This window comes from Hyphomicrobium sp. 802 (assembly GCF_000526135.1).
In the GTDB taxonomy this organism is placed as follows: domain Bacteria; phylum Pseudomonadota; class Alphaproteobacteria; order Rhizobiales; family Hyphomicrobiaceae; genus Hyphomicrobium_B.
This window is the reverse complement of the sequence record NZ_JAFM01000001.1, coordinates 516577-538094: the sequence shown is the minus strand read 5'-3', so window position 1 is coordinate 538094 and position 21518 is coordinate 516577. Positions and strand designations below refer to the sequence as shown.

Genomic DNA, 21518 nt, shown 5'->3' with positions numbered 1-21518 from the left:
TTTGCGTAATTTACCGTTCGTCAACCAGCGAAGAGCGTTGTGCAACTATATCGCTGAAAAATCGGCTAAAGTTTCTTTCATTCTCGCCTTAAATCTATTTCGAATTTGATCCGCTCAATGGCAACTCCCGATCCTTCCGACAACCGCGGCCGGCCTCCAGCCAACTCACCCGTCATGCTGACGGTCCTGTGCGCTGTTCTGGTTGCAATAGCGACCTGGACGATCTTTTTGGTCCGCTGAGGGTTGTATCCAAAGAAGGCCGCAACGCACTTCGTGCTGGCGGGGCGGCTGCTTGCAGCCAGTCCCGGACGTCCTATGTTTTGCGTAGGCTATGTCTCAGGCGGGATAGACGCGGTCTCGTGGCTAAACGGTAGGAGCGTCACAATGAGAACAGGAATATTGGCTGCAGCCCTGGTTCTGGGAAGCGTCGTCCAGGCTCACGCGCAGCAAAGCGTCAGTCCGGCGCCGACGGGCGGAACTGAATCGATCATTCGAACCCCGTCGAGCAGCAATAATGGCAGCAGCTACGGGACATCCGGAAATGTCGGCGCGCCGACATCGATGTATCCGCCGCGACTGCAGAATTATAACAACCCCGCTGCGAGCTATGGCCGGTTCGGAAATCCCGTCACGGGCAATACCGGCATGCGAAGCAATCGCCGTTAGGCGAATTGCCAATTGGCACGCCCCGATTTCCGATTGGCACGATAAACGCGTCCGGCATACGCGGTTGGGCGTCTTGTCTACTTCGCAACACGCATCGGCTTTTCTAATTGACAGTCCATAGCGGACTGCTCGTCATCACTTATGGCGCTTGTCCTCCAGACATATGCGCCCGTCAGACCGTTGCTGAAGAACCCGTATTAAGTCAGCGTCGCATCCGTTCTTTCTATTCGGCGACGAATGGCTCAACATAGGCAAGGCGATCGGTTCGGCATCGCGTCGAATGCAGGGTCGTGTCACGACGAGATGCCGAGGCGCAAATGATAACGACCGTATCCGCATTGAGTGCGTTTGAGCTCGCTCGCATCCAGTTTGGGTTCACCGTCTCCTTCCACATCATCTTTCCCGCCATCACCATTGGCCTCGGAACCTATCTCGTCGTTCTTGAGGGGATGTGGCTGTTAACGAAGGATACGGCCTACCGCGATCTTTATCATTTCTGGTCGAAGGTCTTTGCGATCAACTTTGGCATGGGCGTCGTCTCGGGCCTCGTCATGGCCTACCAGTTCGGCACCAACTGGAGCGGCTTCACGGCCTTCGCTGGCGGCGTCACCGGCCCGCTTCTGACGTACGAAGTTCTGACGGCCTTTTTCCTCGAAGCCGGCTTTCTCGGCGTCATGCTGTTCGGCTGGAACAAGGTCGGTCCCGGCCTCCACTTCTTCGCGACGATCATGGTGTCGCTCGGAACGCTGCTCTCGGCCAATTGGATCTTAGCATCCAATAGCTGGATGCAGACGCCCGCGGGCTTCGAGGTCATCGACGGCCGCGTCGTTCCCGTTGATTGGCTGAAAGTCATTTTCAATCCGTCATTCCCTTATCGCCTCGCGCATATGGTCGTTGCATCCGAGCTTGCCGTTGGCTTGTTCGTCGGCGCTTCCGCCGCGTGGCACCTGCTTAAAGGCCGATCATCGCCTGCGATCCGCACCATGTTCTCGATGGCGATGTGGCTGATCCTGATCCTTGCGCCGATCCAGATTCTCGTCGGCGATCAGCACGGCCTGAACACGCTGAAATACCAGCCCGCCAAGATCGCAGCCATCGAAGGACACTGGCAAAACGAGCCGGGCCAGAGCGTCCCGCTCATCCTCTTTGGCTGGCCCGACATGAAGGCCGAGACGACGCGCTACGCGCTTGAAATCCCCGAACTCGGCTCGCTCGTGCTGACGCACAGTCTCACCGGCCACATTCCAGGCCTCAAGGAATTCCCGCCGCAAGACCGTCCGAACTCCACGATTATCTTCTGGACGTTCCGCATCATGGTCGGGCTCGGCCTGCTCATGGTGGCACTTGGCGTCTGGAGCCTGTGGCTGCGCTGGAAGGAGCGGCTCTATTCGTCAGACTACTTCCTCCGCTTCGCATTGCTGATGGGTCCGGCGGGGCTGATTGCCATTCTCGCCGGTTGGCTAACGACGGAGATCGGCCGCCAGCCCTGGGTCGTCTATGGGCAATTGCGGACCGCCGACGCCGTCTCGAACCATTCGGTCCTTGCGCTGTCGATCACGCTCTGCGCTTTCGTCGTTGTCTATTTCGCAGTGTTCGGCACAGGTGTCGGCTACATGCTGAAGGTCGTCGATCAAGGCCCCGACGAAAGCGGCGGACCGCAACCCGATGCGGACAAAGATCCGCACCTGCGTCCTGCGCGCCCGCTCTCTGCGGTCGAAGACAAAATCGACAATCCGGCCATTTGAGGAGACGCGAACCATGGACATCGGTATCGACCTCCCGCTTCTCTGGGCCGTGATCATCGGCTTCGGCCTGATGATGTACGTCATCATGGATGGCTTCGACCTCGGGATCGGCATTCTCTTTCCCTTCGTCAAAGACCGCACCGACCGCGATACGATGGTGAATACCGTCGCTCCGGTCTGGGACGGCAACGAGACGTGGCTGGTGCTTGGCGGCGCCGGTCTTCTTGCGGCCTTCCCGATCGCCTATTCCATCGTTCTCTCGGCCATGTATTTGCCGATCATCGCCATGCTGCTCGGATTGATCTTGCGCGGCGTCGCATTCGAATTCCGCTTCAAGGCCGACGATGCGCACAAGCCGATCTGGGATAAGGCGTTCGCCGGCGGATCGTACATCGCCACATTCTCGCAAGGCGTCGTGCTTGGATCGTTCATCAACGGCTTCCAGGTCGAAAATCACGTCTATTCGGGCGGTGCCTTCGACTGGCTGACGCCCTTCGCAATTTTTTCCGGACTGGGCTTGATCGTCGCCTACGCGCTGCTTGGCGCGACGTGGCTGATCCTGAAGACCGAGGGCGCTTTACTCGAACGCATGCGTGAACTCTCCAAGCCGATCGTCTTGGCCTTGCTTGCGACCATCGCCATCGTCAGCCTATGGACGCCACTGAGCCATCCTGAGATTGCCACGCGTTGGTTTTCCTTCCCCAACATCGTATTTTTCTCGCCGGTGCCGATTTTGGTTGTCGTCGCGGCAGTGGCGTTGCTGTGGGCCATCGCACGCGACACGCACGCAATGCCGTTCCTGCTCGCGTTGGGTCTCGTTTTTCTGGGCTACAGCGGGCTCGTCATCAGCCTGTGGCCGAACATCGTGCCGCCGTCGATCTCGATCTGGGACGCAGCCTCGCCGCCGCAAAGCTTAGGCTTCACACTCGTCGGCGCGTTGTTCACGATCCCGTTCATTCTCTTCTACACCGCCTGGGCCTACCACGTGTTCCGCGGCAAAGTGAAAGCGGGAGAGGGGTATCACTGATGCCGGGCAACGCCGAAACGAAGCCCCCATCCTGGGCGCGGCGCGTCGGCTGGCTCGTGCTGATTTGGACGTTGAGCGTGCTGGCGCTCGGCGCGGTCGCCGGCCTGATGCGCCTTCTGATGACGCAAGCTGGCCTCACCGTCTGAACCGACAAGCCAGCAAAACTTTAGTCTTCCGCAGACGGCTCGGTCGCCGGACGCGCCAGATAGGCGAAGTCGGTCGTAACCCGCTCGTAAATCCCGCGCTTGAACGGCACGATCAGTTCGGGAAGGGTTTCCATCGGCGCCCAGCGCCACATATCGAACTCGGCTTTGGTTTCCGCCTTCGCCGCAATGTCGATATCGCTGTCCTCACCGAGGAAGCGCATCGCAAACCATTTCTGCCGCTGGCCGCGATAACGGCCCTTCAGCGCCACGCCGAGAAGGTGAGGCGGCAGTTCATACGACAGCCATTCCGGGTGCTCGGCCAGCATCTCGACATGCGTCACGCCGGTTTCTTCGCGAAGCTCCCTCAACGCGGCGATGCGCGGCGCTTCGAACTTCTCGATTCCGCCCTGCGGCATCTGCCAGATATGCGCTTGGCCGTCGCTGGCCCACTTCGGACGCCGCCGGCCAACCCAAACGAGACCGTCGCGATTGATGAGCATGATGCCGACGCCGGTCCGGAAAGGCAGAGCATTCGGAGACAAGCTGGCTGGTGTCGGCAACACTGTCATTCCTGGTTGCAACCCTCGCATTTGTGAGTTGATTGATGGCGCATCCTGATTCTGCAGAAAAACGTAGCAGCCGTATGACATTAGACTGTCATATAAACAGGAAGCGAGGACAAGTCGCTTTTTTAATCAGAATCTGAAGCAAAAATGCAGCGTTAGGGCGACGCTAGCCGCGCGTCGGGCGCGCTAACGGCGCGAACTCCCTCAGAACCTCGCGGTAGACCGCGCGCTTGAATGGAACGATAAGGTCGAGAAGGTCATGCGCGCTAGCCCAACGCCATTCCACGAACTCAGGTTCCAGCCCTTCGCCGGGCGTGATGTTGATTTCGCTGTCCGTTCCCAGGAAGCGATAGGCAAACCATATCTGCTTCTGCCCGCGATAGCGACCGCCCCAGGCGACGCCGATCAATTCAGGCGGCAAGTCGTAAGTGACCCAGCGCGATAGCTCCCCGATCTGTTCGACGGAAACCATCGCCGTTTCCTCAAACAGTTCGCGCCTCGCTGCTTTGGCGGGCTCTTCGCCAGCATCGATGCCGCCCTGCGGCATCTGCCACCAGGTCCCGCGCCCTTCCGCATCACCCGGAATGTCGGCGCGGCGGCCTACCCAAACGAGCCCTTCGGCGTTGATGACCATCTGCCCCACACACGGCCGATAGGGCAGATCCTCGGGCTTGATGTTCGGTTTCCCTGACTTACTCATGTGCGATTGCCTCGTCCCTTGTTCCGGCCGCTCCATAACACAAAGGGCGCCGTTTCCAGCGCCCTTTGAATGCCTTGAGTTCAGACGGCGTAGCCTTAGTTCGGCGTCACCTTCTTGTCGTCGTCGGACGACGGTGCCGCCGGGGCCTTCTTGTCGTCAGCGTCGGTCGACGGCTTGGCGGCCGGCGTGTCCGAAGGAGACGGCGCCGCGCTGGACGTCTCCGGTCCCTTCGCCTTGCCGTCGAGGAACGAGATTGCGTACTGCAACTGCGTATCCTTCGCCGCGTCCTTGTTGACGTAGGACGGCGAGCCCGACGGTTCCGCCAGATCGTCGTCTTTCGTCTGGTCCGGATTGCTCGGGTTCTTCAGATGGCCGCGAAGGCTCGCTTCACCGCGCGGCTTTTCAGCAGCGATCTTGTCCTTCAGGTCATCCGGCACAGCCTCGGCGACGTTGATATCCGGATCGATGCCCTTAGCCTGGATCGACCGGTTCGACGGCGTGTAGTAGCGCGCCGTCGTCAGACGGATCGCACCGTTGGCGCCGAGCGGAATGATCGTCTGCACCGAACCCTTGCCGAACGAGCGGGTGCCGATGACCGTCGCACGCTTGTGATCCTGCAAAGCACCAGCAACGATTTCAGACGCCGAAGCCGAACCGCCGTTGATCAGCACGACGATCTTCTTGCCGTCGCTGATATCGCCGGGACGTGCGTTCGCACGCTGCGTCTCTTCGTTGTTGCGGCCCTTGGTCAGCACGATCGCGCCCTGCTCCAGAAAGTCGTCGGAAACCGCGATCGCCTGATCGAGAAGACCGCCCGGATTGTTGCGCAGGTCGATGATGTAGCCCTTGATGTTCGGCCCGATTTCCTTGTCGAGGCTCTCGACGGCCTTCACGAGGTTGGCATGCGTCTGCTCGTTGAAGGTCGAGATCTTGATGTAGCCGACATCGCCTTCGACATGCGACTTGACCGGGTTGATGCGGATCACGTCGCGCACAACCTTGACGTCGAACGGCTCATCCTTGCCCTTGCGGACGATCGTCAGCGTAATGGGCGTGTTGACCGGACCGCGCATCTTCTCGACCGCCTGCTCGAGCGTCAGACCCGAGATGGCTTCGTTATCGAGATGCGTGATGAGGTCGTTGGCCATCAGGCCAGCCTTGGAGGCAGGCGTATCGTCGATCGGCGAAACGACTTTGATAACGCCGTTCTCCATCGTCACTTCGATGCCGAGACCGCCGAACTCACCGCGCGTCTGGACCTGCATATCCCGGAAATTCTTCGGGCTCATATAAGACGAATGCGGATCGAGCGACGACAGCATGCCGTTGATCGCGGCTTCGATAAGCTGCGTATCGTCGGGCTTGTCGACGTAGTCGGAGCGAACGCGCTCAAGAACGTCGCCGAAAAGATCGAGCTGCTTATAGAGTTCGGAATTCTGCGATGACGTCGCCGAGTACGTCTGGGTGACATTCAGGAGCGTTGTCGCTCCGGCCAAACCCGTCATCAGCAGGAATGTCCAGAATGCATAGTCTGTCTTGCGCATTAGCCTTGTACCTTCTGCTGACCTGATGCCCACCAGGGATCGGGATCGATAGGACGTCCATCTTTACGAAGTTCAACGTATAATACGGGTCCGCTTACTGGTGTCGCGGACGACGAATTCTTTTGACCACCACTCATTGTACCGACGGGCTCTGCGGTCAGTACGAACTGTCCCGGCTGAACATCGATCTGCGATAGGCCCGCGAGCAGAACATGATAGCCGTCGCCTGCATTAATGATCAAGAGTTGCCCATAGCTGCGAAATTCACCGGCGTAGACAACCCAGCCATCGCATGGCGACGTAACTTGGGCGGAATACCGCGTCTCGATGACAATCCCCTTGGATTGTCCGCCAAATTGCGTTTTCTCGCCGAATCCAAGGGCCCGCCGACCCTGGGCCGGTAACGGCAGTTTGCCGCGTGCATCCGAAAACGGGATGGCCGGTTTGATGCGGCCCGGGCTACCGGGAATGAGCGATGCTCCCCCCGGCTCAAGCTCAACCATCGCAACCTTCTGGCCATTGGGGGCAGTGGTGGCAGACGCTGGCTGCGTGCCTTGAGCCACAACCTTCGACGCCGCGGCGGCCGTTGCCGCTTTCGCTGCTGTTGCAGGCGGAGGCGCAGGCTGCACTGACGGCGTCGCCTCGGCGACCTTGGCAGTTTTGACCGCAGCGTCGTCCGCCGGTGGTGGCTTGATGATCTGCGGTCCCGATGCCGGAGCAGCCGACGCCACCTGCTGGCTTTGCGTCCGCTGACGCGCTTTCAGCTCTTCATCGTAAGTGCCGAGTCCGGTCTTTTCAGAAACGGCCGTGTCGAGCTTGTTGATGAGATCGGAAAGGCTTGTGACACTCTTGGAAATGTCCGAGGTCGCGGTGCGCACCGACGCAAGCTGCGATTTCCGGTCCTGCAACGTCAGCTTCTTGGCTTCCATCAAACTCGCGAGCCGGGTGCGAGCTTCATTGAGCCGGTCCGTCTCGGCCTGAAGTCGCGCGCCTTCGGTGCGAATGTTGCCCATTACGCGCTGCAGATCGGCGAGCTGCGTTCCAAGCGCCACCGCCTGATCTCTGAGCCCCGGAAACGCCGACGACAACAGCATCGCGCTGCGAACCATCTTGAGCGCATCCTCGCGTCGCGTCACGAGAACCGGCGGCGGGTTGCGCCCCATGCGTTGAAGTGCACTGAGCAGCGCCGCGATCTCGACATGCCGCTGCGCCAGCGAACCGCGAACGATCCGCTCCTGCTCTTCGAGTTCCGACAACCGGCCTTCGATCGCGGTCATCTTGCCTTCGCTGCGCTGAATGAGAGCAGCCGTATCGATAAGCCGGCCATTCAACTGCTCGCGTTCCGCATCGAGCTGCGCGACGTCCGATTGGATCGTCAGCTCCTTGGCCGCGTTAACGTCGAGCTCGTGCTTCTTTTCCTGCAGGACGCGCTTGGCCGTCTCGGCATCGGTCGGCAGCGGATCCTCAGCGAACAGCGGCGACGGCAGCAGCGCGAACGACAGCGCCAGCACGCCGGCAAAACCCACGCGTCCGCTCACGTCGCCGATGCGAGGCCGAAACGTCCGCAACGCAGGTTGGTTCTTTGACACGAGGCCTCAGGTTGATGGGCGCATAGGACCGGGAAGGACGGATCTCGCCCGCCTTGAAACCGGTTGTGCGAATGATGCGGCTGAAAAATTAAGGGATTTGCAGCGGAGAGCAAATTTCAAATGCGTAATGCTATGCGGACGGACAGTCTTCGACGCCTTGGCCACTTGCAGATTGCCCTGCCCCTCCGGAAGGCTTAAGCACATCGTTCGATTTCGCTGCGGACAGGCTGAATGCAATATTTTCTCTATCATGCCACTACGGTTGCCGTTTTTGCCGTTCTGATCGTCCTGCTCTTGGGCTTGTGGAACATGATGCGCGGCAGCAGCCCCAACCTGAGCCAGAAGCTGATGCGATGGCGCGTCGGGCTCCAGTTCGTCGCGATTCTCATTATTCTTGCCTACGTCATTGTGACCCACTAATGGCCGAAGTGCCCTCCGGGGCGTCACCGCCGATTTATGGCGAAACAAGATAAACCGGATTTGAGACGATGGTCGTACTCAATCGCATCTATACCAAGACCGGCGATGCCGGCACGACGGCACTCGGAACGGGCGAGCGCGTCCCGAAAACGTCTCCGAGAATAGCGGCTTACGGCACCGTGGACGAAACAAACGCGGCCGTCGGCGTCGCTCGTACCCACCTCGCCGGGAGCGAACCTGACGTGGACGCCATGCTCCTTCGCATCCAGAACGACCTGTTCGATCTCGGCGCCGATCTCTGCGTTCCTGACAAGGGTGAAAAGCTGGCATACGAGCCGCTTCGTGTTGCCGATGCCCAGGTGACGCGCCTCGAAGCCGAGATCGATCAGATGAATGCCGAGCTGACACCTCTGCGCTCCTTCATTCTTCCCGGTGGCACGCCAGCAGGCGCCGCCTTGCACGTAGCGCGCACCGTCTCGCGCCGCGCCGAGCGGATGATGGTCGAACTGGCCGCCGTGCCCGACGAAGCGGTCAGCGCGCCGGCCCTGAAATACATCAACCGTCTGTCCGACTTCCTCTTTGTCGCAAGCCGCTACGTCAACGACCGCGGCAAGGGCGATATCCTGTGGGTTCCGGGGAAAAATCGCTGACGCCAAAGCCCTGCACGCATGGGCAAATCCGCACAACCCCAAGCTTCGCAATATTCTAATAGACGTCGCGCGCCATTAGGCGAAAGACTTATCCAAGGCTGGCCTTGTTAACCTCCGCCGCGACGCAAGCGACGATTGACTTGAACCCAACCCAACCTTAGCTTTCGCTCTTCGCAGTTGCGAAAATCGCGCTTTTTTGCTGGAACTTGAACCCCGCGGGCGCGTCCCGCTCGACCCGCGAGCGGAAATGCACTGTGAAGAAACCCGCGTTCGTCCGAAACGCGGGAAACAACAAACAGGGGAGCGCCAGAGAATCTGGCGGAAGGCATGAAGATCGTAGTGCCGGTCAAACGCGTCGTTGACTACAACGTTAAAATTCGCGTCAAGCCGGACGGCTCTGGAATCGACCTGGCGAACGTCAAGATGTCGATGAACCCGTTCGATGAAATCGCCGTCGAAGAGGCTGTGCGCCTTAAGGAAAAAAGCGGCGCCAAAGAGGTCGTTGCCATCTCGATCGGATCGGCCAAATCGCAGGAAACGCTGCGCACCGCGCTTGCCATCGGCGCCGACCGCGCCATCCTGATCGAAACGCCTGAAGGCGCCGTCGTCGAACCGCTCGCCGTCGCCAAGCTCTTGAAAGCACTGGTTGAAGCCGAAAAGCCCGATCTCGTCATCCTGGGCAAGCAGGCAATTGACGACGACAGCAACCAGACGGGCCAGATGCTCGCCAGCTTGCTCGACTGGCCGCAAGGCACGTTTGCCTCGAAAGTCGTGCCGGAAGCAGGCTCCATCACTGTCACGCGCGAAGTTGATGGCGGCTTGGAAACGATCAAGCTCAACCTGCCCGCGATCGTCACGACCGATCTGCGGCTGAACGAGCCGCGTTATCCGTCGCTGCCGAATATCATGAAGGCCAAGAAGAAGCCGCTCGATGTCAAGAAGCCGGAAGACTTCGGCGTCGACATCGCACCGCGGCTCAAAGTTTTGAAGACTGCCGAACCGGCGACGCGCAAAGCAGGCGTCAAGGTCGGCAGCGTTGCAGAGCTGGTCGAGAAGCTGAAAAGCGAAGCGGGAGTTCTCTAATCATGACGACACTTCTCCTCGCCGAACTTTCCGGCAAGACGCTCGCACCTGCCACTGCCAAAGCGCTTTCCGCGGCGAAGGACCTTGGCGGAGACGTCCACATCCTGGTTGCTGGCTCCGACGTTGGTAGCGCCGCCGAGACCGCAACCAAGCTCGCAGGCGTTTCGAAGGTTCTCGTCGCGGACGCCCCTCAGCTCGCCAATGGCTTGGCGGAAGAGGTGGCCGCGGTCATCCTGTCGATTGCGAAGGATTATTCCGCAATTGTTGCTGCTGCGACGGCGTTCGGCAAAAACGTACTGCCGCGCGTCGCCGCCAAGCTCGACGTGATGCAGATCTCCGACGTCACCAAGGTCGTCGCGCCCGACACGTTCGAGCGTCCGATCTATGCCGGCAACGCCATCCAGACCGTGCAGTCGGCTGAACCGGTGAAAGTCATCACCGTCCGCACCGCTGCGTTCGCGGCCGCGCCAGATGGTGGCTCAGCCACCGCCGAAACGATTTCGGCTCCGGCTGCAGTCGGCATCTCGACCTTCGAGAAGGCCGAGTTGTCGAAGTCGGATCGCCCGGAGTTGACGTCCGCCAAGATCATCATCTCCGGCGGCCGCGGCATGGGCAACGGCGAGAACTTCACGAAGTATATCGAGCCGATTGCCGATAAGCTTGGCGCCGCGATGGGTGCGTCGCGTGCCGCCGTCGATGCCGGTTTCGTGCCGAACGATTGGCAGGTCGGCCAGACCGGCAAGGTTGTCGCTCCCGACCTCTACATCGCGGTCGGCATCTCCGGCGCCATCCAGCATCTCGCCGGCATGAAAGACTCCAAAGTCATCGTTGCAATCAACAAGGACGGCGATGCGCCGATCTTCCAGGTCGCCGACTACGGGCTTGTCGCGGACCTGTTCCAGGCGCTGCCCGAGCTTGATGCCGAACTGCAGAAAGCCAAGGCCTGAGATAAACGCGCTAGACAACATCGAAACCCGCGAGGACCCGACTTCATGTCGCAAGCTCAGAAGCTGATGGAAAAAGGCAAGGTCAGCGTCCAGCCTGCCCGGACGATCAGCAAGGTCGGCGTCATCGGCGCCGGCCAGATGGGCAGCGGCATCGCCCACGTCGTGGCCCTCTCGGGGTATTCGGTCGCGATCAACGACCTCAAGAAAGAGTCCTACGACAAGGGCTTTGAGGCCGTCACAAAGAACCTGGCGCGTCAGGTCTCGAAGGGCCTCATCACCGAGGAAAAGCGCGACCAGGCGTTAGAGCGCATCTCCTTCGCGCCGACGCTCGAAGCCTTCGGCGATTGCGATCTCGTCATCGAGGCCGCCACCGAAGACGAAAGTCTGAAACACAAAATTTTCGCAGCACTCTGTCCGCACCTGAAGCCGACGGCGATGCTGGCGTCCAACACCTCGTCGATTTCGATCACGCGCTTGGCGTCGGGCACCGATCGTCCCGAAGACTTCATCGGCATGCACTTTATGAACCCGGTGCCGGTGATGGAGCTTGTCGAACTGATCCGCGGCATCGCCACGGAAGACGAAACGTTCGCGACCGCCAAAACCTTCGTCGAAAGCCTCGGCAAGACCACAGCCGTGTCGGAAGATTTTCCGGCCTTCATCGTCAACCGAATCCTGCTGCCGATGATCAACGAGGCCGTCTACACGCTGTATGAAGGCGTCGGCACCGTTGAAGCCATCGACAAGGCGATGAAGCTTGGCGCCCACCATCCAATGGGCCCGCTCGAACTCGCCGACTTTATCGGCCTCGACACCTGCTTGAGCGTCATGCAGGTGCTTTACGAAGGCCTGTCGGATTCGAAATACCGCCCCTGCCCGCTGCTCGTGAAATACGTTGAAGCCGGTTGGCTCGGCCGCAAGACCAAGCGCGGCTTCTACGATTACCGCGGCGAGAAGCCCGTCCCGACACGCTAACGCATCAACTTCCGAAAAGCCCGCTGACTGCGCCCGCAATGCCGCCGCGTTCGATCAGCGCCCCAAGCCCCGGATAGACGACCAGCCACGACAGCGCCGCGATTGAGATCGTCACGCCGATCGCAATCGGCCACGCCATCCCCCAGAACCGACGATGGCTTTCGGTGACGAACACCAGGATGGCAATCAACGTCAGCACCGCCAGCCCTTGCCATAGCGTTCCGAGATCGACAGCGGTTCCGTTTTTCAACAAGCCGACAGCGAGCAGAAAGAAAAAGATCGCGACAAGGCTCGACAGCAGCGCGCCATAACTAACACTCAAAACGCAAAGCTTCACATACGACATCGGCGACCGTTTCCGCGTCCCGAGCCACCGGCAAACGTAATATTGGATCGGCGTCAGGATCGCCATGCCGACGTATTGCACGATCTCGTTCGTGATGACCGCCGAACTGTTCGCCGTGTTGGGCACATGAAACAGCGCCGCAAAGGCGCGCGGCAGCAACACATAGATGAGCGTCATCTGCGCGCCGACCGTGGCCGTCAGAAACCCCCACTGCGAGCGATAGGTCGGATCGTCCGTCAACCGGATGATGGTATCGACAGGATGGCGCAGAAACGACAGCGCGACGGAGTGAATACCGTTGCGACCATGCGAGCTGAAAAATTCCGACGACAGGCTGCCCCAGCCTTCGGAGCTTGGCGCCGGCGCTGACGCCGCGGCCGCTTGCGTCCCGCAGGAAGTGCAGAATTTTCCCTGCAGAGCCGTCCCGCAATTGGCGCAAAAACGCGCGCTTGCCATTCCCGCCTCGGTCATGATCGTGCCCCCACGCAGCGCTCAGGTCCGGCGCACCTTTAGCATGGCCGCCCGACGCCAGAAACTGGCGCCCGCGGACATTCCACGCTATGCAGCGCCAACGCCGTCGGGATGGAATGAAAACATGGTTCATACGAAGCGCGTAGCTTTGGTGACGGGTGCCGGCTCCGGCATCGGCCGAGCGGTGGCCCTGAAACTTCAGGCCAACGGCTTCGACGTCGCGCTGCTCGGTCGTCGCGTCGATGAGCTGCAAAAAACGGCAAACCTCGCAACGCCCGATGGTGGCAAATGCCTCATCGCGCCTGCTGACGTCGCGGATGAAACGGCGGTTGCAAAAGCCTTCAACGCAACCCGCAAAACGTTCGGCCGCCTCGATCTTCTCTTCAACAACGCCGGCACCTTCACCCAAGGCGTTCCGATCGACGAACTGCCGCTCAGCGAATGGAAACGCGTCGTTGATGTGAATTTGACGGGATGTTTCCTCTGCGCCCGCGAAGCCGTTCGTATTATGAAGGCGCAAGATCCCAAAGGCGGCCGCATCATCAACAACGGCTCGATTTCGGCTCAAGTCCCGCGCCCCTTCTCGGTCGCGTATACGGCGACCAAGCATGCCATCACTGGGCTGACGAAATCGCTGTCTCTCGATGGCCGCACCGACAACATCGCCTGCTCGCAGATCGACATCGGCAACGCCGCAACGGACCTGACCTCAAAGATGGGCAGCGGCATTCTGCAGGCGAACGGCACGACCATGATCGAACCGCGCATGGACGTTTCGCATGTGGCGGATGCCGTACTCTACATCGCTAACCTGCCTCTCGACGCCAATGTTCAATCCATGACGCTGATGGCGACCACGATGCCCTTCATCGGCCGCGGTTGAGATAACCATTGCCGCTTCAGCGAGAGAGCTTCGGCTTCGCTTCCGTCGTCAAAAACCCCGTCAAATCCCGCGTCAGGTAATGCACGTGCTCTGGAAGCTCGCGCCACTCGCGAACCTTCAGTTGCGCCGGATGGTCGATGTAGTCGGAATGAACGAGCACCGTCGTCATGCCGAGGCTCGACGCCGGTTCCAGATTGTGCGGCATGTCTTCAAACATCGCCGCACGCGCGCCCGAGACGGCGTGAAGCTTCAGCATTCTGTCGAACGCTTCGCGCTCGGGCTTCGGCACATAGTCGAGCGCCGCGATATCGCAGATATCCTCAAACAGATGCAGCACGCCGAGCTTCCGCGCCACGTTCTCGGCATGCCGCCGCGAGCCGTTGGTGAAAATCAACCGCCGCCCCGGCAGCGCGGCAATCGCCGCGGCAAGATCGGGCAACTCCGGCACCACCGACAAATCGATGTCGTGCACGTATTCGAGAAACGGCCCTGGCTGCAGCTTATGCACCTTCATCAGGCCCGCAAGCGTCGTGCCGAATTGCCGGTAATACGCCTTCTGCAAATGCCGCGCATGCTCACGCGGCACACCTAGCGTCTTCGCAATAAAGGCGCTCATGCGCTGATCGACTTGCGCGAACAGATCGCACGACGCCGGATAGAGCGTGTTATCGAGATCGAAAATCCACGTCTCGACGTGATCGAAACCAGGTCGCGTCATGGCTGCAGCCGGCAAGCCTGCCTGTCCTGCCGGAGCTGCCATTAGCTACGGCCCTTCTTGCGCTCGGCCCGTTTGACGAGTGTACCGACACCATGCTCGGTGAAGAGCTCGAGCAGCACGCAATGCGGCACCCGCCCGTCGATCACGACGACGCCCTCGACACCTGCTTCGACGACTTCGATACAGCCCTCGATCTTCGGGATCATGCCGCCCGAGATCGCGCCCTTCTTGATCATCGCTTTCGCTTCGTCGATCGTCAGGCTCGGAATGAGCTGCTTGTTCTCGTCGAGAACACCCGTGACGTCGGTCAGCAGCAGCAGGCGCTTGGCTTGCATGCGCGCCGCAAGCGCCGAAGCGAACGTATCGGCGTTGACGTTCAGCGTCTCGCCTTCGCGGCTGATCGCAACCGGCGCGATGACCGGAATGAGATCGGACTTCGAAATCACTTCGACGATATGCGGATTAACTTCCAGCGGATCACCGACGTATCCAATGTCGACATGCTTCATGATGTTCGACTGCGGATCGGGCATCTCCGTGATCTTTTTCGCGATCATCAGATTGGCATCTTTGCCCGAGATGCCAACGGCCTTGCCGCCCTGCCGGTTGATCGCCGACACGATCTCTTTGTTGATCTTGCCCGCAAGCACCATCTCGACGACTTCGACGGTCGGCTTGTCCGTCACCCGCAGCCCATGGACGAAATCGGATTTGATCGCGAGCTTCTGCAGCATATTGCCGATCTGCGGCCCGCCGCCGTGCACGACGATCGGGTTGATGCCCGATTGCTTCAGATAGACGACATCCTGCGCGAACGCCTTGAACAGCGCCTCATCGCCCATGGCGTTACCGCCGAATTTGATGACGACGTTCTTTTCGTCGTAATCAATGAGGTGTGGAATCGCTTCCGCGAGAATGCGCGCCTGCTGATGCGCTGTCAGCGGACTTTCGGCCGACGAAGCGGCTTGAGTTGCGGCAACTTTTTCCGAGAGAGGTTTCGCTGACGTCACGAGTTTCCCCCTATGGCCAAAATGCACCGCCTGGCGGGGAGCCGGGCGCGTTGTCGCGGTCTTATAGCGGCTCGGTGGCGGGTCTCAATGGATTTCCAGGCGTTGTTGCCCTGCGGGCGGTCCTGACGCAGGTAAACGCCCGCCATCTGGGGACGAAAACCATTCTCGGCCTGCCAACGCGCGTGCCATTGCTATAACCTTGCCATCAGCGTGTGTTTTCGACACGCTATCGCAACGAGTCTTGGCCAGTCTGCCCGTCTTGGCCTTCGTTTCAGGAGATGTCGTGGGCGTGACGGCACCAGATATTACCCAAATCCCGATGTCGTCGGAACTGGCGGCAACGTTGGCGCGCGGCGCCGAGTTTGCCGGCGCGACGGGGGCGTCAGAGGTCTCGCTTGAGCATTTGCTCGCAGCCCTTTGTGACGATCCCGATGCCGTTGCCGTGCTCGACGCGAGCCATATCAGCGGTGAACGGATCAAAGGCGACGTCATTTCCCGCGTGCTCGAAGGCACTCCGAGCGGTGCACCGCCGCAGGATTCGCTCGGCGTCTCGGCCGAGGTTCGCCGCATTCTCGAAGCCGCAGCGGCCGCAGCGCGTGGCAGCCGCAGGCGTGACATCAACGGCGCCATCGTGCTCGCCGCCATCGTCGGCGATGCCAGAAGCATTGCCGCTGAAATCCTCGAAGCGCACGGTTTGACCTTCGAAAACGCCATTCGTGCGCTTCAAGCTGCGCTCAATCCGCCGCGTGAAGCACCAGCGCCGCCGCAACAGCCCCAGCCGCCCGTAGCCGACGATGTCCTGGCCCGCGCCCGCGAACGCGTGCAGTCGCGCTCCGCACCGTCTCTGCGCGACATCATGAAGGACATGCCGCGGCATCCGCTATCCGAGCGCTCCGATCCGCTGCCTACCGCTCCGCCGTCGGCGCATGATCCCTCTCCGCAAACGGCATTTCCGGAGCAGTCCCAACACTCAGATCCCATCCCCGCGCCGCCATTTCCTCAGACCCCCGCATTCGACGGGCCATTTGGCCGGGACGCGTCCAGCGGGGAGCAGGGCGAGCCGATCGGTCCGCCGGCACCGCATTCGTTCGACGCCGGCCCCGGAGCGGAACCGCACCAAGCCGAACCTCCGAGATCATCTCCGGCTGCAGCCGAACCCGCCCCTGCGCCCATGCCGTCGCGGCCGTTTTCTACACCGGCACCAGCGGCCCAGGAACCGCGTCTGCCGACCGGCGTCGGCGAGCCGAAGCAAGAACCGCGGCATGAACCATCGTTCGGGGCGCCCGCCCCTGCCTTGGATCGCGGACCCAGCCAGGGTGCCGGACCGCGCCCTGCCCCCGGCCCAGGCCAAATTGGTACACCAGCGCAGTATCCGCGCGAACCGTCCCTGCGGCTGCCCTCGCGGCAGCCGCAACAGCCCGGTCCCGGTGCGCCGCAGGGCCCACAAGCTTTTCCCTCGCCCTATCAGCCGGCCGGAGACCAGCAATCGGCACCTCCTGGACCGGCAGGAAATCCAGGCGCTGTCGCTCCGCACCAGCGCGGCATGTTCGATCTGCCGCCACGCCCGCAGCCCTCGTCCGTCCAGCCGCCGCCAATTCCCGCGCCGGGCTTAGGTGGTCCGGCATCGGCCCGGCCGCGTCCGGAAGGACCAGTCCCAATGCAAGGCGGATCGCCGCAATTCGGGCCGCCCGGACCGAGCCTGTCGCCAACAGGCCCGATGGGCGCGCCTCCAATGGGCGCTCCAGGCGCAGCACCTGCACCCATCCAGGCTCAGCGACCGAATCTCGGGCAGGATACAGTCTTTCGTCCTGGCGCACCGATCGGCGCGCCCTCCGCACCGCAATCGCCGGCACCGCCGCAAGCCCAGCGCCGCGCTCCCGCACCGAAGCGTGGCAAAGGCGCGAACGTCGAAACCGGTCAGCTTGCTGAAAACATTCCGCGCGCAATGCGCGTCGGCAAAACCGTCCGCGCCGAGATCCGCATCGCGAAGTCTTCCGTGAAAGCTCTGACGGAAGGTCTCGATGGCGGCGGTCAGGTCTGGCAGCACACGGTCGCCGTGACGAAGGCGATGTCAGTCCGCATCCGCGCGCCCGATGGCGGCTTCTATATTGAATCGACCTCGCCCGAGACGCAGTGGATTGAGAGCAATCTCGGCTATTCGAGCGATGATTTCGCGAGCTGGCGCTTCAACATCACGCCGCAGTATCGCGGCTGGTCGGATCTCCAGATCATCGTCTCGGCACGCTCGATCGGCGCTGACGGCGTTGCCGCTGAAACGGCACTTCCCGATCAAATCGTTGAAGTGAAAGTTCGCGCCAACATCGGCCGCACCATCGTTCGCATTTTCAGCTGGACGGTCGCAGCCGTGATCGGCGGCGCGCTCGCGACGTTCGGCGAGCAAGGCATGGCGATCGTGACGACGTTGATGAAGAAGTTCGGCCACTGAGCCTTAGCTGCCGTGGGATGCAAGCAACTGCGCGATCGTTCCGCGCAGCTCTTCGAAACCGAGGGCTTTTTCCGACGACGTCAGAATGAGCTGCGGAAACGCCGCCGGGTGCTTCGCGAGCGCCTCCTGCGTCCGCTCGGCGACTTTTTCGAGATCGGTCTTGCTGATCTTGTCGACCTTCGTCAGCACCACCTGATAGGACACCGCCGCGCCGTCGAGCAGCGCCATGATCTCATCATCGACCGGCTTCAGCCCGTGCCGCGCATCGACCAGCAGGAACACGCGCAGAAGCGTGCGCCGCCCAGCGAGATAGGCGCGCAGCACCTTGTTCCACGCCGCAACCTTGTCCTTCGGCGCTTCCGCGAAGCCATAGCCCGGCATATCGACGAGATAGAGCTCGTCATTGGGTTCGGTGAAAAAGTTGAGGTCCTGCGTGCGGCCTGGGGTGTTCGAGGCGCGCGCCAATCGAAGCTGTCCGACAAGCGCATTGATCAGGCTCGACTTGCCGACATTCGACCGGCCTGCGAACGCGATTTCCGGCCGGTCGTCGGGCGGGAGATGATCGAGATCGGGCGTGCCGCGCGAGAACGTCCACGCGCGCGTGAAAAGCCGCCGTCCATTCTCGATCTCATCTGCCGATAGGGTCTCTGTTTCAGCCATGACCAGGCTCCAATTGCAAAGGCCCGGAACGAGCCGGGCCTTTGAGAAATGCTACTTACCGGAGCCGCCGCTACCGCTGCCGCTCGCCCCGAATAGTCGTAACAGTGGTGCGAACGCTCGCTTGAGATTCCCGAACAAATGAATCTCCGCGCCGCTCCTCTTGTTGATCAGGAGCTGCTGGCAGATCGACAGCGTGTTGCTCCACGCCCAGTAGATCACGAGACCGGCCGGGAAACTTGCCAGCAGGAAGGTGAACATCACCGGCATGAACTGGAAGATCTGCTGCTGGATCGGATCGGGCTGCGGCGGGTTGAGCTGCATCTGGACCCACATCGTAATGCCCATGACGAGCGGCCACGCACCAATGTGCAGGAACGTCGGCACGTCATACGGCAGCAGACCGAAGAGGTTGAACACGGTCGTCGGATCCGGCGCCGACAGGTCGTGAATCCAGCCGAAGAACGGCGCGTGACGCATATCGATAGTGACGAACAGCACCTTATAGAGCGCGAAGAACACCGGGATCTGCAAGAGGATCGGCCAGCATCCCGCCAGCGGATTGATCTTCTGCGTGCGGTAGAGATCGAAGATCTCTTTCTGCTGACGCTGCGGATCGTCTTTATATTGCTCTTTGATCCGCTGCATTTCCGGCTGCATCTTCTTCATGCGCGCCATGCTCTCATACTGCTTGCTCGCGAGCGGATAGAACGCCGCCTTCACGATCACGGTCAGCACGAGAATGGTGATGCCGAAGTTGTGCACCACGCCGTTGATCATCTCCATCAGGCTGAAGAGCGGCCGCGTGATGAAATAGAACCAGCCCCAGTCGATCAGCCGGTCGAAGCGCAGAATGTTGAGCGCCTTTTCGTAGCCGTCGATCAGCGACACTTGCTTGGCGCCGGCAAAAAGATGGCCTTCGACGCCCTTGCGCTCGCCGGGCGGAACCGTTACCGCGCCGAGCAGATAGTCGGTCTGGAAAGCATCGCGGCCTGCCGGATCGCGCGCCGGAAGCGCTGAATACATGGCGCGATAGGGCGCCGTCTGATTGGGAACGAGCGCCGTCGCCCAATACTTGTCGGTGATGCCGAGCCAACCACCGACGACGTTTTCGAACGTGCGCGGCACGCCTTCCTTGACGGCGTTGGCGTAGGTGTCCTCGATCAGGCCGTGATCGCCCGAAACGCCAACGAGACCTTCATGCAGAACGTAATAAGCGTGATCGGGCGGATGGCCGCTACGATGCACGCGCGCATACGGCAGCAGCGAAATATCGCTGCTCGTCTTGTTCTCGACCTCGTCGACGATCTTGAACATGTAGTCTTTGTCGATCGAAATCGTGCGATGGAAGATGACGCCCTGGCCGTTGTCCCATTCGAGGGTAACGGGCGTCTCCGGCGTCAGCTTCGCGCCGCTTTCGACTTTCCAGACGGTATCGCGATCCGGCACCCTGATCGTCGAACCGACCTGCGGCACCCAGCCGAACTCCGCAAAATAGGGATCGAACGACCCCGCAGGCGACAGCAGCGTTACCATCGGGCTGTTGGGATCGACCGTCTCGTGATATTTCCGGAGCACGAGGTCATCGATGCGGCCGGTCTTGAGATCGATCGAGCCTTCAAGCGACGGCGTCGAGATCGGTACGCGCGGCGTCTCCTTCAAAATTTCTTCGCGTGATTTAACCGGCAGACCCGTCGTCGGCTGGCCGCTCGCCGGCACGCTCGCAGACGGTCCCGCGATCGGAGCGTTCGCAACGTTTGGCGGGCTTTCCGATGTCGCCGTGCCTTTGTTCTGCGCGTCGAGCTGCTTGTTATAGGCCTGCTTCGCCTGCTCGTGCTTGATCTGCGGTGCTGCAAAAAAATACTGCCAACCGATCAACACAAGGATCGACAGCACTACGGCGATGATCAGGTTGTTCTGGTCTTTTGGATCGCTAGGCGTGCTCATCAAATCCTCGAACTGGAGCGGGCTTCTTCAGGCCTTTTGTTGCCCGGAAGCGATGGAGGAAACTGGTCATAAAGGGAAGTAGACACCCAGTCACGCTGACCCTTTTTTGTCAGTTCGGTCGGCGTGGCGCGACTTAACACTGTGCAATGCGGCGAGCGCCCGATTGACGTCGCCAAGCAGCAGATCGAACGGCCGGTCAAGCGCGGCATGCCGAGCGACCACGACATAATCGCAGGCGCCCAGGCTCTTCGCCTTGGTTTCAGCGGCGAATGCCGCTTTGAGACGCCTGCGGATACGGTTCCGCGTAACGGCGTTGCCGATTTTCTTGGTGATCGTGAACCCGAAGCGCGGCCCCGCAGAATCGACAAAGCCGCCGCCACGCATGGTGGCAGCGGAGCGTTCGCGCATTTCGATCAGGAATGCCGGCGTAGACTGACGCCGACCTCCGCGGACAGCGAGAAATTCGGATCGCGCCTTGAGCGTTGGCAAAATAGGAATGACAGCCTCCAGAGCCGCAAGACGCGGGCAGCGGGGCCTAGGCCTTAGACCCGATTAGGCCGAAAGACGCTTGCGGCCCTTCGCGCGACGGCGTGCCAGAACCTTCTGACCGCCAGCCGTCAGCATGCGTTTGCGAAATCCGTGGCGGCGCTTGCGGACAAGGCGGCTCGGTTGATATGTGCGCTTCACGGAAGTCTCCGTCCAAGTCTCTCAAAGCCACCGGTCCTGGCGCTTACCGCGCCGGCCCAAGCAGCATAATTGCTATTATTTTTCCGATGTTTACAAAAACGCGTCGCCTGGGCAAAAACCCCAGCCGATTGCGCATGTCTCCGGAATTCGGGCTCTTATAGTGGGGCTGCGCGGGCAAGTCAACGCAGGCCGTGCGCGCGCAAACGATAGAAAACGCCGCCCGCTTGCATTTGCACATCGTCGAAATTGGCCGACATCTGCTCGTATCCCCCATTTCCGGCAGGGGATAGGCCCG

Annotated in this window: 22 protein-coding genes; 11 read left to right on the top strand and 11 right to left on the bottom strand. The window is 60.9% G+C overall.

Features of this window, described 5'->3' with window-relative positions:
* Positions 1-384: 384 nt before the first annotated feature.
* From HYP802_RS0102725 to HYP802_RS23130, 4 genes are all read left to right on the top strand, one after another.
* A complete protein-coding gene (locus HYP802_RS0102725) occupies positions 385-666 on the top strand; it encodes a hypothetical protein (RefSeq protein ID WP_013950492.1) in 282 nt (93 codons plus the stop codon).
* A gap of 317 nt (positions 667-983) precedes the next feature.
* Positions 984-2411: a cytochrome ubiquinol oxidase subunit I gene (locus HYP802_RS0102720; protein WP_013950491.1), complete on the top strand. Its 1428-nt coding sequence runs from the start codon at positions 984-986 to the stop codon at positions 2409-2411.
* A gap of 19 nt (positions 2412-2430) precedes the next feature.
* Positions 2431-3438, top strand: coding sequence for a cytochrome d ubiquinol oxidase subunit II (gene cydB / locus HYP802_RS0102715; RefSeq protein WP_024275089.1), 1008 nt, complete (start codon positions 2431-2433; stop codon positions 3436-3438).
* On the top strand, positions 3438-3584 hold the full coding sequence (locus HYP802_RS23130; protein ID WP_081740925.1) for a DUF2474 domain-containing protein: 147 nt from the start codon (positions 3438-3440) through the stop codon (positions 3582-3584). Before cydB ends, HYP802_RS23130 begins: the two co-directional genes overlap by 1 nt.
* A 20-nt stretch (positions 3585-3604) precedes the next feature.
* Here HYP802_RS23130 and HYP802_RS0102705 read toward each other — a convergent pair whose 3' ends face one another.
* From HYP802_RS0102705 to HYP802_RS0102690, 4 genes are all read right to left on the bottom strand, one after another.
* Entirely contained in the window at positions 3605-4153 is a 549-nt protein-coding gene (locus HYP802_RS0102705; RefSeq protein ID WP_013950489.1) for an RNA pyrophosphohydrolase, read from the bottom strand.
* 163 nt (positions 4154-4316) lie between these two features.
* The gene (locus HYP802_RS0102700) at positions 4317-4850 is read right to left on the bottom strand and encodes an RNA pyrophosphohydrolase (RefSeq protein WP_013950488.1); all 534 of its coding nucleotides are present in this window, start codon (positions 4848-4850) and stop codon (positions 4317-4319) included.
* 95 nt (positions 4851-4945) lie between these two features.
* Positions 4946-6394 (bottom strand): S41 family peptidase, encoded by a 1449-nt coding sequence (locus tag HYP802_RS0102695; RefSeq protein ID WP_013950487.1) that lies wholly within the window; start codon positions 6392-6394, stop codon positions 4946-4948.
* A complete protein-coding gene (locus tag HYP802_RS0102690; protein ID WP_013950486.1) occupies positions 6394-7983 on the bottom strand; it encodes a peptidoglycan DD-metalloendopeptidase family protein in 1590 nt (529 codons plus the stop codon). Before HYP802_RS0102690 ends, HYP802_RS0102695 begins: the two co-directional genes overlap by 1 nt.
* Positions 7984-8214: 231 nt before the next feature.
* Here HYP802_RS0102690 and HYP802_RS0102685 point away from each other — a divergent pair, with 231 nt between their 5' ends.
* From HYP802_RS0102685 to HYP802_RS0102660, 5 genes are all read left to right on the top strand, one after another.
* Positions 8215-8403, top strand: coding sequence for a twin transmembrane helix small protein (locus HYP802_RS0102685; RefSeq protein WP_013950485.1), 189 nt, complete (start codon positions 8215-8217; stop codon positions 8401-8403).
* 68 nt (positions 8404-8471) lie between these two features.
* On the top strand, positions 8472-9053 hold the full coding sequence (locus tag HYP802_RS0102680; RefSeq protein WP_013950484.1) for a cob(I)yrinic acid a,c-diamide adenosyltransferase: 582 nt from the start codon (positions 8472-8474) through the stop codon (positions 9051-9053).
* Positions 9054-9380: 327 nt separating this feature from the next.
* Complete coding sequence (locus HYP802_RS0102670) at positions 9381-10136, top strand: electron transfer flavoprotein subunit beta/FixA family protein (RefSeq protein WP_013950483.1); 756 nt, start codon at positions 9381-9383, stop codon at positions 10134-10136.
* Between the two features lie 2 nt (positions 10137-10138).
* Complete coding sequence (locus HYP802_RS0102665) at positions 10139-11083, top strand: FAD-binding protein (protein WP_013950482.1); 945 nt, start codon at positions 10139-10141, stop codon at positions 11081-11083.
* A 45-nt stretch (positions 11084-11128) separates the two neighbouring features.
* On the top strand, positions 11129-12058 hold the full coding sequence (locus HYP802_RS0102660) for a 3-hydroxybutyryl-CoA dehydrogenase (RefSeq protein WP_013950481.1): 930 nt from the start codon (positions 11129-11131) through the stop codon (positions 12056-12058).
* 4 nt (positions 12059-12062) lie between these two features.
* Here HYP802_RS0102660 and HYP802_RS0102655 read toward each other — a convergent pair whose 3' ends face one another.
* On the bottom strand, positions 12063-12875 hold the full coding sequence (locus HYP802_RS0102655) for a zinc ribbon domain-containing protein (protein ID WP_013950480.1): 813 nt from the start codon (positions 12873-12875) through the stop codon (positions 12063-12065).
* A gap of 124 nt (positions 12876-12999) precedes the next feature.
* On the opposite strand from HYP802_RS0102655, the gene HYP802_RS0102650 reads away from it, so the two are divergent.
* Entirely contained in the window at positions 13000-13758 is a 759-nt protein-coding gene (locus tag HYP802_RS0102650; RefSeq protein WP_013950479.1) for an SDR family oxidoreductase, read from the top strand.
* 16 nt (positions 13759-13774) lie between these two features.
* Here the strand turns inward: HYP802_RS0102650 and HYP802_RS0102645 are convergent, their stop codons facing one another.
* Both HYP802_RS0102645 and argB read right to left on the bottom strand, forming a co-directional pair.
* On the bottom strand, positions 13775-14518 hold the full coding sequence (locus HYP802_RS0102645; protein WP_013950478.1) for a pyrimidine 5'-nucleotidase: 744 nt from the start codon (positions 14516-14518) through the stop codon (positions 13775-13777).
* Positions 14518-15417 (bottom strand): acetylglutamate kinase, encoded by a 900-nt coding sequence (argB, locus tag HYP802_RS0102640; RefSeq protein ID WP_050976914.1) that lies wholly within the window; start codon positions 15415-15417, stop codon positions 14518-14520. The genes HYP802_RS0102645 and argB overlap by 1 nt, the downstream gene beginning before the upstream one ends.
* A 358-nt stretch (positions 15418-15775) precedes the next feature.
* Here argB and HYP802_RS23455 point away from each other — a divergent pair, with 358 nt between their 5' ends.
* Complete coding sequence (locus HYP802_RS23455; RefSeq protein ID WP_244420942.1) at positions 15776-17932, top strand: Clp protease N-terminal domain-containing protein; 2157 nt, start codon at positions 15776-15778, stop codon at positions 17930-17932.
* Positions 17933-17935: 3 nt separating this feature from the next.
* On the opposite strand, the gene yihA is transcribed toward HYP802_RS23455, so the two are convergent.
* The 4 genes from yihA to rpmH all read right to left on the bottom strand — a co-directional run bounded on the left by yihA (position 17936) and on the right by rpmH (position 21223).
* A complete protein-coding gene (gene yihA, locus HYP802_RS0102630; protein WP_013950475.1) occupies positions 17936-18592 on the bottom strand; it encodes a ribosome biogenesis GTP-binding protein YihA/YsxC in 657 nt (218 codons plus the stop codon).
* 51 nt (positions 18593-18643) lie between these two features.
* Positions 18644-20536 (bottom strand): membrane protein insertase YidC, encoded by a 1893-nt coding sequence (gene yidC, locus HYP802_RS0102625; protein ID WP_013950474.1) that lies wholly within the window; start codon positions 20534-20536, stop codon positions 18644-18646.
* A 90-nt stretch (positions 20537-20626) separates the two neighbouring features.
* Complete coding sequence (gene rnpA, locus HYP802_RS0102620) at positions 20627-21025, bottom strand: ribonuclease P protein component (RefSeq protein WP_013950473.1); 399 nt, start codon at positions 21023-21025, stop codon at positions 20627-20629.
* Positions 21026-21088: 63 nt separating this feature from the next.
* Complete coding sequence (gene rpmH / locus HYP802_RS0102615) at positions 21089-21223, bottom strand: 50S ribosomal protein L34 (protein ID WP_024275086.1); 135 nt, start codon at positions 21221-21223, stop codon at positions 21089-21091.
* Positions 21224-21518: the final 295 nt, after the last annotated feature.